Here is a 16075-nt window from a genome sequence, read left to right as displayed (position 1 = left end):
GATGCGGCGTATCGAGCCGCATCGCCCTCTTCTGCTGTGACGTTCAGTGCAAAACTCGCTTCAAACCATCAAGCCGCCGCCCTGGCCGACTCGAGAAAGTCCTGCGCGAAACGCTGCAGCACGCCGCCGGCTTCGTAGATTGACACTTCTTCGGCCGTATCGAGCCGGCACGTCACCGGCACTTCGACACGCTCGCCGTTGCGGCGATGAATCACCAGCGTCAGATCGGCGCGCGGCTTGCGCTCGCCGATCACGTCGAAGGTCTCGGTGCCGTCGATGCCGAGCGTCAGGCGATTCACACCCGGCTTGAATTCGAGCGGCAACACGCCCATGCCGACGAGGTTCGTGCGGTGAATCCGCTCGAAGCCTTCCGCGACGATCGCTTCGGTGCCCGCGAGCCGCACGCCCTTCGCGGCCCAGTCGCGCGACGAACCCTGGCCGTAGTCTGCGCCCGCGATCACGATCAGCGGTTGCTTGCGCTCCATATACGTTTCGATCGCTTCCCACATGCGCGTGACCCTGCCCTCGGGCTCGATGCGCGCGAGCGAACCGGCCTTCACCTGGCCGTTCTCGATCACCATCTCGTTCTTCAGCGTCGGGTTCGCGAAGGTCGCGCGCTGCGCGGTCAAGTGATCGCCGCGGTGCGTCGCGTACGAGTTGAAGTCCTCTTCGGGCAGGCCCATCTTCGTCAGGTACTCGCCGGCCGCGCTGTCGGGCAGAATCGCGTTCGACGGCGACAGGTGGTCCGTCGTGATGTTGTCGCCGAGCACGGCCAACGCGCGCATGCCCTTGAGCGTGCGCTCGCCGGCGAGCGCGCCTTCCCAGTACGGCGGACGGCGAATATAGGTGCTTTGCGCGCGCCAGTCGTACAGCGGGTCGGCCTTCGCGCCGGTGTCGGCGGACAGCGCGAACATCGGTTCATACACCTTGCGGAACTGCTCCGGCTTCACGCTCGAGGCGACGATCGCATCGATCTCCGCATCCGACGGCCACAGATCTTTCAGCGTGACCGCATGACCGTCGGCATCGACGCCGAGCACGTCCTTTTCGATGTCGAAGCGGATCGTGCCCGCGATCGCATAAGCGACCACCAGCGGCGGCGACGCGAGAAACGCCTGCTTCGCATACGGATGGATGCGGCCGTCGAAGTTGCGGTTGCCCGACAGCACGGCGGTCGCATACAGGTCGCGCTCGATGACTTCCTTCTGGATCACCGGGTCCAACGCGCCGGACATGCCGTTGCACGACGTGCACGCATACGCGACCACGCCGAAGCCGAGCTGTTCGAGTTCCGGTAGCAGCCCTGCCTCTTCCAGATACAGCGTGACCGCCTTCGAGCCCGGCGCGAGCGAGCTCTTGACCCACGGCTTACGCACGAGTCCGCGCCGGTTCGCGTTGCGGGCGACGAGGCCCGCGGCGATCATGTTGCGCGGATTGTTCGTGTTGGTGCAGCTGGTGATCGCGGCGATGATGACCGCGCCGTCCGGCATCAGACCGGGCTCGTTCTCGACCTTGCCGCTGACGCCGCGCGCGGCCAGCTCCGACACCGGCAAGCGGCGATGCGGATTCGACGGCCCCGCGAGCGTGCGCACCACGGTCGACAGATCGAACTTCAGCACGCGCTCGTACTCGGCGTGCTTCAGCGTATCGGCCCACAAGCCGGTGTGTTTCGCGTACGTTTCGACGAGTTTGACGAGTTCGTCGTCGCGGCCGGTCAACTTCAGATAGCGAATGGTCTGCTCGTCGATGTAGAACATCGCGGCGGTCGCGCCGAACTCGGGCGCCATGTTCGCGATCGTCGCGCGATCGCCCAGCGTCAGGTTCGCCGCGCCTTCGCCATAGAACTCCAGGTACGCGCCGACCACCTTCTGCTTGCGCAGGAATTCGGTCAACGAAAGCACCACGTCGGTCGCAGTGATGCCCTCGCCCGGCTTGCCGCTCAGCTCCACGCCGACGATATCGGGCAACCGCATGTACGACGCACGGCCGAGCATCACGCTCTCCGCTTCGAGGCCGCCGACGCCGATCGCGATCACGCCGAGCGCATCGACCATCGGCGTATGCGAGTCGGTGCCGACCAGCGTGTCGGGAAACGCGACGCCGTCCTTCACCTGCACGACCGGGCTCATCCGTTCGAGGTTGATCTGATGCAGGATGCCGTTGCCCGGCGGAATCACATCGACGTTGCGGAACGCGCGCTTGGTCCAGTTGATGAAGTCGAAGCGGTCTTCGTTGCGGCGGTCTTCGATCGCGCGATTCTTCGCGAACGCCTCCGGATCGAAACCGCCGCACTCGACGGCGAGCGAGTGATCGACGACCAGCTGCGTCGGCACCACCGGATTCACGAGCGACGGATCACCACCTTGCGCGGCGATCGCATCGCGCAGGCCCGCCAGGTCGACGAGCGCGGTCTGGCCCAGAATGTCGTGGCACACGACGCGCGCCGGGAACCACGGAAAGTCGAGCTCGCGTTTGCGCTCGATGATCTGTTTAAGCGAAGCGGTCAGCGTCACCGGATCGCAGCGGCGCACCAGGTTTTCGGCGAGCACACGCGACGTGTAGGGCAGCTTGTCGTAGGCGCCGGGTTCGATCGCGTCGACCGCGGCACGCGTATCGAAGAAGTCGAGTTCGGTGCCCGGAAGGCGTTTGCGGTTGGCAGTATTCATGACGTAGGGACAGGACGGTTATCGGCCGCCAGACGGTATGCCGGAGGCCTCCGGGAGCGCGTCGCTCGCGCGGCCGGACGGGCAGTGCAGGTAGTTTAGCTCGCTGCTGACGGGTTGCTGATTTGCGGTTGTTCGATGCTTCCAGCGGAGCGGCCGCGCGATGCGTGCCGCTCCAGGCTCACGTCAAACGCGCTTCGCCAGCGGCACGAACGGCAGGTCGTCCGGACCGGTGTAATTCGCGCTCGGCCGGATGATCTTGTTGTCGACGCGCTGCTCGATGATGTGCGCGCTCCAGCCGGCCGTACGCGAGATCACGAACAGCGGCGTGAACATCGCGGTCGGCACGCCCATCATGTGATAAGACACCGCGCTGAACCAGTCGAGGTTCGGGAACATCTTCTTCGCTTCCCACATCACCGATTCGAGGCGCTCGGCGATCGAGAACAGCTTCATGTTGCCCGCTTCCTTCGACAGCTTCTTCGCGACTTCCTTGATGACCTTGTTGCGCGGGTCCGAGATCGTGTACACCGGATGGCCGAAGCCGATCACGACTTCCTTGTTCTCGACGCGGCGGCGGATGTCGGCTTCGGCTTCGTCGGGCGTCTGGTAGCGCGACTGGATGTCGAACGCGGCTTCGTTGGCGCCGCCATGCTTCGGGCCGCGCAGCGCGCCGATCGCGCCGGTGATTGCCGAATACATGTCCGAGCCCGTGCCCGCGATCACGCGGCCCGTGAACGTCGACGCATTGAACTCGTGCTCCGCGTACAGGTTCAGCGACACGTGCATCGCCTCGACCCACGCCTTCGACGGCTCGACGCCATGCAGCAGATGCAGGAAATGGCCGCCGATCGAATCGTCGTCGGTTTCGACCTCGATGCGCTTGCCGTTATGTGAATAGTGATACCAGTACAGCAGCATCGAGCCGAGCGAGGCCATCAGCTTGTCGGCGATGTCGCGCGCGCCGGGCAGGTTGTGATCGTCCTTCTCCGGCAGCACCGTGCCGAGCACCGACACGCCGGTGCGCATCACGTCCATCGGATGCGCGGCGGCCGGAATCCATTCAAGCGCGGCCTTCACGTTGGCGGGCAGGCCGCGCATCGACTTCAGCTTCGTCTTGTAGGCGGTCAGTTCGGCCTGCGTGGGCAGCTTGCCGTGGACCAGCAGGTAAGCGATCTCCTCGAATTCGCACGCGCCGGCGATGTCGAGAATGTCGTAGCCGCGATAGTGCAGATCGTTGCCGGTCTTGCCGACCGTGCACAGCGCGGTGTTGCCCGCGGTCACGCCCGACAGCGCGACGGATTTTTTCGGCTTGAAAGCGCCTGTGTTCGGCGTGCTGTTGTCTGCTTCGCTCATTTGGATTGTCTCCGGGAAAGGATTGGAATTTGGCGCATTGCCTTGACTGGGCTGCCTAGAACGCAAGGAATGGGCCAGCCCGCACGCCGCCTGCTAAGTGCCTGATTTGACGCAGGTGTGGCGAACCAATCACGCGGGCTCGCCACACACTCGATTTCATTAATGGAACTGCGAATTTCAAATTGGGAACGAATGCTCGCATAATGGAGCCTCCGAACCAACCCGCCGTCGCGAGCCGCCCACCTTGAGCACCTCTCTTTACGAACCGCCACAGCGTCCGCGCGTCTGGGCGCTGAGCATCAGCCGCCTGCGCGATCTGTTCTTCGACATCGCCGGCGAATACGTGGATCGCGCGGACGTTCGCATCGTGTCGCACGCGTTCGAAGACGCGGTGCGCGAAATCGAAGGCGCGGGCGCCGCGCGGCCCGATGTCGTGCTAGCGGGCGGCTCGAATGGCGCGTATCTGAAGACGCGCGTGTCGGTGCCGGTCGTGCGCATCAGCCCGACCGGCTACGACGTGATGCATGCGCTCGCCCGCGCGCGTCGCGAAGGGGCGCGCGTCGCGCTCGTCACGCACGGCGACACCCCCGACGAAGTGCGCCGTTTCACCGCCGCGTACGCGCTCGACGTCACGTTCGCGTCGTATCAGTCCGCGCAGGACGCCGAGAGCGTCGTGCTCGATCTCAGCGACCGCGGCATCGACGTGGTGGTCGGCCCGGGCATGGTCACCGATCTCGCCGCCAACGCGGGCATGGACGCGGTGTTTCTGTACTCGCGCGCGTCGGTGCGGGCCGGCTTCGACACCGCGCTCGAAGTCGCGCAGGCGACGCGCCGCGAAACCGTGCGACGTCAGCGGCTCGACACGTTGCTGCAGCATCTGCGCGACGGCGTGGTCGCGCTCGATGCGCAAGGCCGCGTCGAACTGATGAACCAGCGTCTCGCGAGCGTGCTCGGCATCGATGCCGCGAAGGCCGTCGGCCGCGCGCTGCTCGAACTCGCGCCCGATCTCGCGGGCAGTCTGCCCGACGCGGAGGGCGACAGCTTCTGCACGGTACGCGGCGCGAGCTATGTCGTGCATCGCGGACCGCTCGCGAGCAGCGGCGCGGCGCCGGGCACCGTGCTGACGTTTCAGGAATCGCGCGCGGTCGAGCGGCTCGATCGCACGTTGCGCGCGCGGCAACGTGTGCAGCAGTTCACCGCGCGCTACCGGCTCGACGATATCGTCGGCGCGTCGGAATCGATCGAACGGGTGCGCGCGCTGGTCGCGCGTTATGCGAGGTCGGACGCGACCGTGCTGATTCTCGGCGAGAGCGGCACCGGCAAGGAGATGGTCGCGCAGAGCATGCATCAGTTGAGCGCGCGGCGCGACTTCGCGTTCGTCGCGATCAATTGCGGCGCGTTTCCGGAGGCGCTGCTCGAAAGCGAGCTGTTCGGCTACGAGGAAGGTGCGTTCACCGGCGCGCGCCGGGGCGGCAAGGCGGGGCTGATCGAGGTCGCGCATCGCGGCACGCTGTTTCTCGACGAGATCGGCGAGATGCCGTTGCCGTTGCAGAGCCGCCTGTTGCGCGTGTTGCAGGAGCGCGAGGTGGTGCGGCTCGGATCGACGGAGCCGATGCGCGTCGATATCCGCGTGGTCGCGGCGACGCATCGCGCGCTGACCGACGCCGTCGCGGCCGGCAGTTTCCGCGCCGATCTGTACTACCGGCTCAACATCCTCAGCATCGCGCTACCGCCGCTGCGCGAGCGGCCGAACGACTTGCTGCCGCTCGCCGCCGAACTGTTGCGCCAGGCGGCCGCGCGCGAGCCGAGGCTGGCCGCGCGCGTGCCCGACGCGCAGAGCGCCGCGCGCATGCTCGAAGGGTTGGGCGCGGCGCTGCGGCGCTATGCGTGGCCGGGTAATGTGCGCGAGTTGCAGAACGTGATCGAGCGGATCGTGGTTGAACTCGCCGATAGCGACGCGGGCACGGATGCCAGCGCGGCGCTCGTCACGCGCGACATGCTGCGCGTGATCGCGCCGGAAGTCGTCGAGCCCATCGCGCGCACGAAGCCGGCGGCGCTGACGCTGCGCGAGCGCAGCCGTCATGTCGAGGCCGATGAAATCCGCGCGGTGCTCGCGTCTCACGAAGGCGATCGCGATGCGGCTTGCGCCGCGTTGGGCATCAGCAAGACGACGTTGTGGCGCAAGTTGAATGGGGGGCGGTAGGTGTGGGGCGTGGTTGCCAACGGTGCGCCGGAGCTACGGCTGCACTGCCCGCACGATCACGCCGTTCCAGCCGAATACGACGCGATGCGCATCCATGCGGAATATGGCCGCGCAATTGTCGCTGTCCAGCAGTAGGGTCTTCTGGGGCAAGCCCGTATCGTCGAGGTTGATACCGTAATAGCCCTTGAGCTTCGGCGCGGTATCGACGGTGCGGACACTGAAACCGCCGTGCGGACGACAGCGCTCGCCGGCGAATTCGATCTGATCGGTCGATATGCTCAGCACCTTGCCGAGCAGTCTTTTTGCCTCGGGTATGCCACCGGAAACGTCGCTGTATCCGACCACATCGGTAACGGTCCATTTTCCGTTGAATGATGATGGGGTGGTCGTGGGCCCGGCCGCGAAGCAGGTGGTGGCAGTCAGGCAAATTGCTAACACCAAGTACAGTGATTTGAGCATCACGGCCGCTGCTTCCTGAAGGGCGCCGATTCCCGCACTCGTCGATTCGCAAGTCCCTGGCTCCTGCGCGGCGAGCCAATCGGGCGCCCCCGCCGATCGCGTGGGGTTACCATCACATTGAGAGACATATGCTGCGCAACCGCTTCCATATCGCCCCGATTTGCAGGGTCCAACGCCTCTCGTGTATTCCGATTCGTCGAGTTGTATGCGAAAGAGACTGCCGCGTCGAACTGCGCTTGAGTCAGTGCGTACTCTGTGACCGTGGCCCTAACGAGCCGCTCGGCGTCGTGAACGCGCGCCGTCAAGATAGCGTTCACCTGCTCAGGTAAGACCGCGCGCTGCAACCCTGCAGGTGTGCAGGGTCCGAAGTGCGCCAGTGTTCCCACGCCCCATGGCAGTTTCCGTTGATGGGCGCATCGTTGTAATAGCGCATGACCATGCCCTCGTTGACCCTCAGTGCAGCGTAACCTTCTGGGCTCATCTTCATTGCGTCGTTTGCGCGCGGCGTATCTGCTGCCGTGTCATCTCCCTGAAAAACGAATTCCCAAGTGAGCGCGGTGGACAATGTGCTCGCCGCCCGCAAGAGGAAGGAGAATCTACCACTGCTTTCCGTGTATGAGGTGCGACGCACTTCATTTTGGGCCGTCGCCTATCGTGGCTTCATCTCTCGCACAATCGGCTGCCAGACTATCATGCGGCCTCCTTGATGCATCACGCATTGCGCTTTTGACGCCTTGCGTTGGCATCGCACGAATCACCTACCCAGCGTCGATCTCGAGCGTCTCGAATTCCACAGCCAGCTCAGCGCCGGCAGTTGCGAGGACTAGTGCTACTTGCGACCCGGGTGTCTTCGAAAATCGCTCGCTTTTAGAAAGCATGGCGCGCGCGAGATCGTAATTCGTGTCCCCTGGCGTGAGAATCTTTATCTCAAAGACAATGTTATTGGCCACGCTGAAATGTTCAACGGTGCAGCGACTAGTTCCGCTAAAAGTTGCCGTTGCTCGCTTCCCTTCATCTTCCAACATAACAATTAGTTTATGCCTATCCGGAACCACGAGAGCTTTGATATACCAGTCGTGGAAATGGCCGAAGTCCTTGAGCCTGTCTATCATTTTTCGTTGCGGCAAAAAGGCATCACAATGATTCAACGTTCATGAAGTCAAACTCCACTGCGATTTCAGTCCCTCCGCTGGAATACACGCTGGCTACGTGCCCGGCACGGCTTCGGGCCGTGAGCTGATCGTTCCTGACGCGCGCACCGGACGCGCAGCAGCAGGTTTGATAGTTCGCGACTGCCCGTTGCTCGCACAGCGCGTGAGTACGCGGGCGGCAGGCTACGTCTGTGAAGGCTTGTCGATCGGCTCTTGCGTAACCGACATGTACTGCTTGATGTCAGGCTGTCCGAGCGCAATCACGTTGAGTATTGCAACGCCGAGCCTGCGCGCAAATTCGTCGTCGAGTTTGAAATCGTACTCATCGAGAAGGTTCGGCATTTCGATGTTCCCGGCCAGCAGAGGAGCTAGCCTGACGGGGTCAACGGTTTGCACTGTGAGCCGTTGACGGTCCTCTGTATAGGTTAAAACCACGGAATACGGCGGATGAGTAGCCATCAATATCCTCTGCACTGTTGATAGTTCTGGAATGCCTGCGTTTTGCAAAGCGAGATGCAGTACGGGCTACGACTATCCTTGGCATCGCGCTACCACCGACGCGCGAGGCGCCGAACGACCTGCTGCCGCTCGCCGCCGAGTCACTACAAGGACGAGGGATCGACCTTGCCGCCTTCGATCACAAAGTGCTTCGCATCGGGATTCGACGGGAATAGGCGCCAGTCTTCATCGTCTGGTATCGCATCCGCAAGAATTACTAGACACATACCTCCCGTCAGCAAAATGACGGCATCACCGTCCTCGCCCGCCTCGATATCCAAAACAGCTATTGGGCCTTGAGTCACAAGGAGATCGCGGATGCGTTGTGTTGTTCTTCTCGTACTCTCTTCTGCTGCTGCAAAGTCCGAGTAAGACGCAACGATCGCGCTTCCTTGCTCGATGCGCCAGTCACACTGAATATGTAGCGCCCAATCGCCCAGACGCTTGATGCTGCCTCTGCTTGTTCTTACCTCCCGAAGCGGCCCGAACTGTAACGTAAGCATGTCAGTCGCGTGCGCCACTCCGCTAACGTCAAGCCCGATCAAAATGGAAAGGTGACGTGCTACCTGCTCTTTTGTATCGATCATTCCGATTTGTCTCCAAACAAGTCTAGGGCGCGCTCCATCATGCCGTGAAATTCAAGATCATCTTCCTGGATATCGTAATGAAGGCGGCGTGCCTGATCCTTGTTCAGTCCAAGTGCCTTGACTACCGCCTTAAATTGCTTGTTCTGTGCCTGATTGTTACCGGGCCGACCATCGGCGCCGGCGAGCTGCATAGCGTCGCCATCCGGCATGTCGGGCTGATAGTCGAACGGCTGGGCATTGCTGAGATTCTGCGGCGCGCGCGGGTTCTTGCCATACAGCAAGCTTGCCATTTCCGTGCTAGCCGGTTGGGGGCGGGCTGGGGCTGGCCGCGAAGCCATCTCCCGCTGCTCCCGTATCGCCTGCACGCACTTTCGCATCTCGTCCCGCTCAGGGACAAAGATCAGACTACCGCCCTTCACCTCGTTGTACAGGGCTTTCGCAACCTCATCGTCTTTCATCCTGTACATATGAAAGCGGTTGTGACTCCGGCCGAGCATATCGCGCAACTCGTACGACTGGTGCGACAGCAGCATGGATGGGCTATATCGCAGCCACGCTGCGCGCGCTTCCTCCATGCCCTGTACGATGTCATCGTGCGACTCGCGGGGCACGCTCGCCGGCAATGCAAAATGGAACCACCGGTCAACGTCAAACAACCAGTTAGATTCGATGTGAAGGTTGAACGATCTGTAAAGACTGATCGAGAAGAAATGTCCGTGCCGCCTTTCACGGACCTCATGGAAAGAACCGAGGGAAAGTGAAGTCATCGTGCCTCACAGCCAATGAAGGAGGCCCGATTGTGCAACAAGACACCATCCCAAAAAACCCCTCGTTCAGCCTCGCATGAGATGCGTGCCGCGCCTTCCTCGTCGCGCAGATTCTCAAGTCATCGGATCAATATGCACATCCATCCCCGCCTCCGCCCTAACGACAAACCGCACGAACGAACGCGCCACGAATAAAATATCCGTCACCGAATCCCTAACCCATTCCCCAAGGAGGAGACCAGCATGTCGAACAAATACCGGATTGCCGTGATCCCCGGCGACGGCATCGGCGTCGAAGTGATGCCCGAAGCGCTGCGCGTACTCGAGGTCGCGACGCAACGCTTCGGTATCGAACTCGAGTATCAGCACATCGAGTGGTCGAGCTGCGACTACTACGCGAAGCACGGCAAGATGATGCCGGACGATTGGAAAGCGCAACTTCAATCGGCCGATGCGATCCTGTTCGGCGCGGTCGGTTGGCCCGCCACCGTGCCCGATCACATCTCGCTGTGGGGGTCGCTGCTGAAGTTTCGCCGAGAGTTCGACCAGTACGTGAATCTGCGTCCAGCGCGCCTATTTGCAGGCGTGCCGTCGCCGCTCGCGGGACGCAAGGCCGGCGACATCGACTTCTGGATCGTGCGCGAGAACACCGAGGGCGAGTATTCGTCGGTGGGCGGCGTGATGTTCGAAGGCACCGAGCGCGAGTTCGTGCTGCAGGAGTCGGTGTTCACACGGCACGGCAGCGAGCGCGTGCTGAAGTTCGCGTTCGATCTCGCGCGGCGCCGCGCGCGCAAGAAAATCACCGTCGCGACGAAGAGCAACGGCATCGCGATCAGCATGCCGTGGTGGGACAAATGCGCAGCCGGCATCGCCGCGCAATATCCGGACGTCACGTGGGACAAGCAGCACATCGACATCCTGTGCGCGCGCTTCGTGCTGAACCCGGACCGTTTCGACGTGGTCGTCGCGACCAATCTGTTCGGCGACATCCTGTCCGATCTCGGCCCCGCGTGCACGGGTACGATCGGCCTCGCGCCATCGGGCAACCTGAATCCGGACCGCAAGTTTCCGTCGCTGTTCGAGCCGGTGCACGGGTCGGCACCCGACATCGCCGGCAAGCACATCGCGAATCCGATCGCGATGATCTGGTCGGCCGCGATGATGCTCGACTTCCTCGGTCATTCCAGCGGCAAGGAACGCGAGGCGCACGACGCGATCCTGAAAGCAATCGAGGCGACGCTGATCGAGGGTCCGCACACCGGCGACCTCTGCGGCAACGCAAGCACGAGCGAAGTCGGCAAGGCGATTGCTGCGAAACTCGCGTGATATGAAGCAAAGACGGCACGCGCCCTACCTCGCGCAACTGTGCGGCATTCCCGTCTACGTGATCGCGGGCTTTCTCGGCAACCGGTATTGGGCGATACGCGAACGCACACGCTGAAAATGCGCATCGTATCCACACCTCATTGATATCTGTTCACGATTTTGTCGATGTCGCGGGATACGGTGAGCACATATCGGAAGAACATTTACTGTCTTTTGCGCAAGGCGCCGTACATAGCGACGTCTTACGGAAAGATTACCCATGCCATTCACCAGGGACGCCGCTATGAGCCGAGAAGCCTATCCGATCGAAGTCGAATTCCCCGATATTGCGCAGCACGAGCAGTCGTCGTCGGGCATCGCATACGTTCACACGTTCGATTCGGGCGTGCCCGGCCCGCACGTGATGATCAACGCGCTCACACATGGCAATGAAGTGTGCGGTGCGATCGTCATCGATGAGTTGCTGCGCCGCGCGCTGCGGCCGCGACGCGGGCGGCTCACGCTGTCGTTCGCGAACGTCGCCGCGTACCGGCGTTTCGATCCCGCGAATCCGGACGCCGCGCGCTTCGTCGATCAGGACTTGAACCGCGTGTGGACGGCGGCGGTGCTCGACGACACGTCGCGCACGTCGAGCGAACTGAAGCGCGCGCGTGCGATGCGCCCGGTGATCGACACGGTCGACGCGCTGCTCGACCTGCATTCGATGCACGAGCGGTGCAAGCCGCTGATGGTCGCGGGACCGCTGCAAAAAGGCATCGACCTCGCGGTGCGGCTCCGTACGCCAGCCACAGTGATCTGCGACGAAGGGCATCCCGAAGGCCGCCGCATGCGCGACTACGAAGGGTTCGGCGATGCCGCGAGCCCGAAGAACGCGCTGCTGATCGAATGCGGCCAGCATTGGGAGCGCGGTGCGGTGGCGGTCGCACGCGACACGACCGCGCGTTTCCTGTTGCTGGCCGGCATGGTGGACGAGACGGATCTGCCGCCGGGGTGGCTCGCGCCGTTGCCGCCCGAGCAGAGCATCGTGCGCGTGACACAGCCGGTCGTCGCGACCAGCATGGACTTCAGCTTCGCGGCGGCGTACACCGGCCTCGAGGTTTTCGCCAAGGCAGGCGCCGTGATCGGCTGGTCCAACGGCGAAGAGGTGCGCACCCCCTACGACAACTGCATGCTCGTAATGCCTTCGCTGCGGCAGTTGCGCCCCGGTGTGACCGTCGTGCGGCTGGGACGAATCGAGCGGACGGTGGCTCATCCAGCGGTGACGAGCTGACCGGCGGGTCTCTCGAAGCCGTTTGCCGCTTGTTTCGGCGCTGAGCTTGGCGCGCCTGGCCCTTTCTCCGGCCCGTTTGCAGCGCGGCGCCCTGCCACGCATCGACAGCGCGAAAACTCGGGTATTCCCCCGTTGACCGGATTGATTTCATTCCTTACAGTGGCGCGCGTTCGCGTAGAGAATCAGCGTTCTGTATACGAACAACATTCCTCGCCCGGCGCGATTCCGTCAAGCCGATCCGTCCGGGTATGATTCATTGCCGATGCATGGCCAATTCGGCCGCTGCAGGCAGCGTGCGCCGTTGCCAGACGGCGTACAGTTTGAGAAGAATCGCTCGTCGTGTCGGGCCTTTCGCTGTCAGGAGACCATCATGAACCGCAGCCCCGCTGTGAACGTTCAAACCTTCATTAACGAGCATCCGTTTTCGCCGTTCCAGTGGCTGATCTTTTTCATGTGCTTCGTCATCGTCCTGCTGGACGGTTTCGACACTGCTGCGATCGGCTTCATCGCGCCTTCGCTGGTCACCGAATGGGGCATCCAGAAGCCCGCGCTCGCGCCGGTGCTGAGCGCCGCGCTGTTCGGCCTCGCGTGCGGCGCGCTCGGCTCGGGCCCGCTGTCCGACCGCCTCGGGCGTCGCTCGATGCTGGTCGGCTCGGTGCTGCTGTTCGGCCTTGCCTGTCTCGCGTCGGCGTTCTCGGCCAGCATCGACCAGCTGACCGTGCTGCGCTTCATCACCGGCGTCGGCCTCGGCGCCGCGATGCCGAACGCGGTCACGATGATGGGCGAATACTGTCCGGACAACCGCCGCGCCACCGTGATCAACCTGATGTTCTGCGGCTTCCCGCTCGGAGCCGCGTTCGGCGGTTTCCTCGCCGCGTGGATGATTCCGCATCTGGGCTGGCGCAGCGTGCTGATCCTCGGCGGCGTCACGCCGCTGCTCCTGTTGGTGCTGCTGCTCGCCAAGATGCCGGAGTCGGTCCGCTACATGGTCGCGAACAACAAGCCGGCCGACCGGATTCGCGCGGCGCTTGCTCGCATTTCCGGCGACGCGGTGCAGGCCGTCGGCTTCACGATGACCGAAACCGCGCCGCAAACCGGCGGCAAGGGTCTCGGCGTCGTGCTGTCGCGCTCGTACATCGTCGGCTCGGTGATGCTGTGGCTCGCGTACTTCATGGGCCTCGTGATCTTCTACGCGTCGATCAACTGGATGCCGATCCTGCTGAAGGACGCCGGCCTCACGCCGCAACGCGCGACGCTGATCTCCGCGCTGTTCCCGCTCGGCGGCGTCGGCGCGGTGCTGGCCGGCGTGCTGATGGACCGCTTCAACGCGAACCGCGTCATCGCGGTCTGCTATGCGCTGACCGCCATTAGCGTGTACTTCATCGGTCAGGCGGCCGGCAACGTCGGCGCGCTCGTGCTGATCGTGTTCATCGCCGGCGTGCTAATGAACACCGCGCAATCGTCGATGCCGGCGCTCGCCGCCGCGTTCTACCCGACCGCGGGCCGCGGCACGGGCGTCGCGTGGATGCTCGGCGTCGGCCGCTTCGGCGGCATCGCGGGCTCGTTCCTCGTGGCCGAGCTGACGCGCCGCCACTTCTCGTTCGGCGGCATCTTCACGACGATCGCGGCCGCGGGTGCGCTGTCGTGCGTCGCGCTGCTGATCAAGCAGGCGGCACGCCCGCATGCGTCGGAAGCGGGTGCGCCGAAGACGCAATCGTTCGGCCATTGAGCGTGCAATGAAATGCGTCCACTAGCGGACCGGTAACGGTTCGATCGAGTGGTGACCCAGAAGCCGCCCTGCGATCCGCAGGGCGGCTTTTTATCTGGCTGAACGCATGGAATCTCGCGCCTATTTGAACGCGAGGAGCTGCTCGACAAACAGCAGCACGGCAATCAGAACCATCGCCGCGCCCGAAACCTGGCTAACCCTGCGCGCGACGCTCGGACGCGTGCGCAAAACCGCCTTCGAGCCGAGTCCGACGACCGAATAAACCACCGCGCAATTGGCCATGTGCAGCAGGCCCAACGCGCCGATCTGCACCGGAATCGACCACGCGTCGGTCGCACGCGTGAATTGCGGCAGCAGCGCGAGAAACAGCAGCAGCGCTTTCGGATTGAGGCCGCTCACCGCGAAGCCGCGGATGGACCAGTCCAACGCCGCGCCGGGTGCGCGCTCGGCCGCTACCGTCGGCACCGCGGGGCGAGCAAGAATATTGCCGCCGACCCACAGCAGATAGCCCGCCCCGACGAACGTCAACACGGCCAGCACCGCTGGCGCCTTGGCGACCAGCGCGCCGACACCGGCCGCCACCACTGCAGTGATCGCCAGATAGCCGGACAACATGCCGGCGATGGCGGGCGCAATCGCCCGCTCGCGCAATCCAGCCGAGATCGCGTAGGCCCAGTCCGCGCCGGGTACCAGCACCAACGAAAAGGACACGAGCCAAAAGGCCGTCAACAAGCTCACTTCCACAGCCTTCTTCTCCCCGACGAGCATTTTTGAACGGAGGGAATGTTACGGCTTTGGCTGTCGAAGGTGCTCCCTCTTTCTTGCCGCTACAAAGCGCTCTGCGCTAGAATTTTTCATATGGACGAGATTGACCGCAAGATTCTTGCTGAATTGCAGCAAGATGGACGACTTACCGTCACTGAACTCAGTGAGCGGATCGGTCTGAGTCTTTCGCCGTGCCAGCGGCGCCTGCGGGCTTTGGAGAAAGCCCGGGTCATCAGCGGCTATCGCGCGGTTATCGATCCGGCAACGATCGGTTTGAACTTCTCGGCAATCGTGTTCGCGACGTTACGGGAAGGCAGTAGCCAAAACATCGAGTCTTTCGAACGCGCGCTGTCGGACATCCCGGAGATCACCCGGGCGGAGCGCCTGTTTGGCGATCCGGATTACATGCTGCACGTCGTCACCCGCGATCTGAAGGCGTTCCAGGTGCTTTACGACCGCTATCTGTTGACGCTGCCCTGCGTGCTGCGACTGTCGTCGACGCTGGTCATGAAGAGCATTTTCGAGGATCGGCCGCTGCCGTTGTGACGCAACGACGTCACGCCCGTTCGCCTGCGGCGTTGTGATCCACCGCGGCAAAAAGCGCCCCGGCCCACTTCCCGATACACTACGCAACAATTTTTCCGCGCGCGGCCCGGCGCGGCGACCACCGCCGCTTCCGCGCCGCCGCCGTCTCATCTCAGGATTCCGGTAATGAAACGCGTCGTCGTATCCGCGCTCGTCGCGCTGTGCGTCGCGCAGCCGGCCACTCAGGCCGTTGCGCAGACCATCAGCAATCAATGTTTCGCGCTCGGCGACATCGCCGGCCAGGTCGCGTCGTGGCGCGCCCACAAGAAGACCAAAGCTCAGGCGCTCGACCAGGCCGCCCGCTACTACAAGGACCCGTCCGACCGCGCGGCCGTCGATGCGATCATCGAAAAGATCTACCGCCCCGACGCGCCCCACATGACGCCCGATCAGGCGAGCATGGCGATCACGTCGGAGTGCGTGAACCAGCACAAGGGGCAGGCAGCGCCGGCACAGTAATGCCGGTGTGTCGCCCGCGATGCGCTAACGCCGCCGGAACGCCTCCAGCGACGACAACGCATTGCCGTGGAAATCGAACAGCGTGTTGTTGTCCCACTGATCGCCGGCGCCGACTTTCCAGCCGACGTTCAGCGTCGGAATCCACTCCGGCTCCTACCAGAACACGCCTGCAGGTCGCTGAATGAGCCCTGCCACTCCGGGTACTACGACAGGCAGATCACGTCGAACGTGACGCCGCGCTGCGTCATGCTGCACGC

At 63.4% G+C, this 16075-nt stretch carries 14 protein-coding genes and 1 pseudogene; 6 read left to right on the top strand and 9 right to left on the bottom strand.

Annotated features, from left to right (window positions below; all coding sequences use genetic code 11):
• Positions 1-68: 68 nt before the first annotated feature.
• Positions 69-2666 carry a Fe/S-dependent 2-methylisocitrate dehydratase AcnD gene (gene acnD / locus AB3X95_RS17050; RefSeq protein WP_368621977.1) on the bottom strand — a complete coding sequence of 866 codons (2598 nt, stop codon included), beginning with the start codon at positions 2664-2666 and terminating at the stop codon, positions 69-71.
• A 183-nt stretch (positions 2667-2849) separates the two neighbouring features.
• The gene (gene prpC, locus AB3X95_RS17045) at positions 2850-4019 is read right to left on the bottom strand and encodes a 2-methylcitrate synthase (protein ID WP_368612329.1); all 1170 of its coding nucleotides are present in this window, start codon (positions 4017-4019) and stop codon (positions 2850-2852) included.
• A 244-nt stretch (positions 4020-4263) separates the two neighbouring features.
• Between prpC and prpR the strand changes: the two genes are divergently transcribed.
• The gene (prpR, locus tag AB3X95_RS17040; RefSeq protein ID WP_176367553.1) at positions 4264-6222 is read left to right on the top strand and encodes a propionate catabolism operon regulatory protein PrpR; all 1959 of its coding nucleotides are present in this window, start codon (positions 4264-4266) and stop codon (positions 6220-6222) included.
• Positions 6223-6255: 33 nt separating this feature from the next.
• On the opposite strand, the gene AB3X95_RS17035 is transcribed toward prpR, so the two are convergent.
• The 5 genes from AB3X95_RS17035 to AB3X95_RS17015 form a co-directional block, all read right to left on the bottom strand.
• Positions 6256-6681, bottom strand: coding sequence for a hypothetical protein (locus AB3X95_RS17035; protein WP_368622113.1), 426 nt, complete (start codon positions 6679-6681; stop codon positions 6256-6258).
• A gap of 758 nt (positions 6682-7439) precedes the next feature.
• Positions 7440-7793: a hypothetical protein gene (locus AB3X95_RS17030; protein ID WP_176120672.1), complete on the bottom strand. Its 354-nt coding sequence runs from the start codon at positions 7791-7793 to the stop codon at positions 7440-7442.
• 222 nt (positions 7794-8015) lie between these two features.
• Complete coding sequence (locus tag AB3X95_RS17025; RefSeq protein WP_368621976.1) at positions 8016-8291, bottom strand: hypothetical protein; 276 nt, start codon at positions 8289-8291, stop codon at positions 8016-8018.
• A gap of 143 nt (positions 8292-8434) precedes the next feature.
• Positions 8435-8917 (bottom strand): hypothetical protein, encoded by a 483-nt coding sequence (locus AB3X95_RS17020; RefSeq protein WP_368621975.1) that lies wholly within the window; start codon positions 8915-8917, stop codon positions 8435-8437.
• Complete coding sequence (locus AB3X95_RS17015; protein ID WP_368621974.1) at positions 8914-9684, bottom strand: hypothetical protein; 771 nt, start codon at positions 9682-9684, stop codon at positions 8914-8916. Before AB3X95_RS17015 ends, AB3X95_RS17020 begins: the two co-directional genes overlap by 4 nt.
• 243 nt (positions 9685-9927) lie before the next feature.
• Here AB3X95_RS17015 and AB3X95_RS17010 point away from each other — a divergent pair, with 243 nt between their 5' ends.
• The 3 genes from AB3X95_RS17010 (at position 9928) to AB3X95_RS17000 (ending at position 14009) form a co-directional block, all read left to right on the top strand.
• Complete coding sequence (locus AB3X95_RS17010) at positions 9928-11010, top strand: tartrate dehydrogenase (protein WP_368621973.1); 1083 nt, start codon at positions 9928-9930, stop codon at positions 11008-11010.
• A 283-nt stretch (positions 11011-11293) separates the two neighbouring features.
• Positions 11294-12280, top strand: a complete 987-nt coding sequence (locus AB3X95_RS17005; RefSeq protein WP_368622112.1) for a succinylglutamate desuccinylase/aspartoacylase family protein — start codon at positions 11294-11296, stop codon at positions 12278-12280.
• Between the two features lie 370 nt (positions 12281-12650).
• Positions 12651-14009 carry an MFS transporter gene (locus AB3X95_RS17000; protein WP_368621972.1) on the top strand — a complete coding sequence of 453 codons (1359 nt, stop codon included), beginning with the start codon at positions 12651-12653 and terminating at the stop codon, positions 14007-14009.
• Positions 14010-14129: 120 nt separating this feature from the next.
• Here the strand turns inward: AB3X95_RS17000 and AB3X95_RS16995 are convergent, their stop codons facing one another.
• A complete protein-coding gene (locus AB3X95_RS16995; RefSeq protein WP_368621971.1) occupies positions 14130-14777 on the bottom strand; it encodes a LysE family translocator in 648 nt (215 codons plus the stop codon).
• A 90-nt stretch (positions 14778-14867) separates the two neighbouring features.
• Here AB3X95_RS16995 and AB3X95_RS16990 point away from each other — a divergent pair, with 90 nt between their 5' ends.
• Together AB3X95_RS16990 and AB3X95_RS16985 are read left to right on the top strand one after the other, a co-directional pair.
• Positions 14868-15320 (top strand): Lrp/AsnC family transcriptional regulator, encoded by a 453-nt coding sequence (locus AB3X95_RS16990; RefSeq protein WP_176110538.1) that lies wholly within the window; start codon positions 14868-14870, stop codon positions 15318-15320.
• Positions 15321-15485: 165 nt separating this feature from the next.
• A complete protein-coding gene (locus AB3X95_RS16985) occupies positions 15486-15818 on the top strand; it encodes a hypothetical protein (RefSeq protein WP_176367548.1) in 333 nt (110 codons plus the stop codon).
• A 24-nt stretch (positions 15819-15842) separates the two neighbouring features.
• Here AB3X95_RS16985 and AB3X95_RS16980 read toward each other — a convergent pair.
• Positions 15843-16069: pseudogene (locus tag AB3X95_RS16980) on the bottom strand (glycosyl hydrolase 53 family protein); the annotation flags it as partial.
• Positions 16070-16075 lie beyond the last annotated feature (6 nt).

Origin of the sequence: Paraburkholderia sp. BR13444 (genome assembly GCF_040948755.1) — a bacterium.
Lineage (GTDB): Bacteria > Pseudomonadota > Gammaproteobacteria > Burkholderiales > Burkholderiaceae > Paraburkholderia > Paraburkholderia youngii.
Note: the sequence above shows the minus strand (reverse complement) of the source record. Positions and strands in the feature narration are given on the sequence as shown.

What these genes read in the sequence shown, in the direction of transcription:
- acnD (WP_368621977.1), bottom strand. Translation starts at nt 2,666, where the DNA reads ATGAATACTGCCAACCGCAAACGCCTTCCGGGCACCGAACTCGACTTC.
- AB3X95_RS17035 (WP_368622113.1), bottom strand. Translation starts at nt 6,681, where the DNA reads ATGCTCAAATCACTGTACTTGGTGTTAGCAATTTGCCTGACTGCCACC.
- prpC (WP_368612329.1), bottom strand. Translation starts at nt 4,019, where the DNA reads ATGAGCGAAGCAGACAACAGCACGCCGAACACAGGCGCTTTCAAGCCG.
- AB3X95_RS17030 (WP_176120672.1), bottom strand. Translation starts at nt 7,793, where the DNA reads ATGATAGACAGGCTCAAGGACTTCGGCCATTTCCACGACTGGTATATC.
- AB3X95_RS16985 (WP_176367548.1), top strand. Translation starts at nt 15,486, where the DNA reads ATGAAACGCGTCGTCGTATCCGCGCTCGTCGCGCTGTGCGTCGCGCAG.
- AB3X95_RS17000 (WP_368621972.1), top strand. Translation starts at nt 12,651, where the DNA reads ATGAACCGCAGCCCCGCTGTGAACGTTCAAACCTTCATTAACGAGCAT.
- AB3X95_RS16995 (WP_368621971.1), bottom strand. Translation starts at nt 14,777, where the DNA reads ATGCTCGTCGGGGAGAAGAAGGCTGTGGAAGTGAGCTTGTTGACGGCC.
- AB3X95_RS17010 (WP_368621973.1), top strand. Translation starts at nt 9,928, where the DNA reads ATGTCGAACAAATACCGGATTGCCGTGATCCCCGGCGACGGCATCGGC.
- AB3X95_RS17025 (WP_368621976.1), bottom strand. Translation starts at nt 8,291, where the DNA reads ATGGCTACTCATCCGCCGTATTCCGTGGTTTTAACCTATACAGAGGAC.
- AB3X95_RS17020 (WP_368621975.1), bottom strand. Translation starts at nt 8,917, where the DNA reads ATGATCGATACAAAAGAGCAGGTAGCACGTCACCTTTCCATTTTGATC.
- AB3X95_RS17015 (WP_368621974.1), bottom strand. Translation starts at nt 9,684, where the DNA reads ATGACTTCACTTTCCCTCGGTTCTTTCCATGAGGTCCGTGAAAGGCGG.
- AB3X95_RS16990 (WP_176110538.1), top strand. Translation starts at nt 14,868, where the DNA reads ATGGACGAGATTGACCGCAAGATTCTTGCTGAATTGCAGCAAGATGGA.
- AB3X95_RS17005 (WP_368622112.1), top strand. Translation starts at nt 11,294, where the DNA reads ATGAGCCGAGAAGCCTATCCGATCGAAGTCGAATTCCCCGATATTGCG.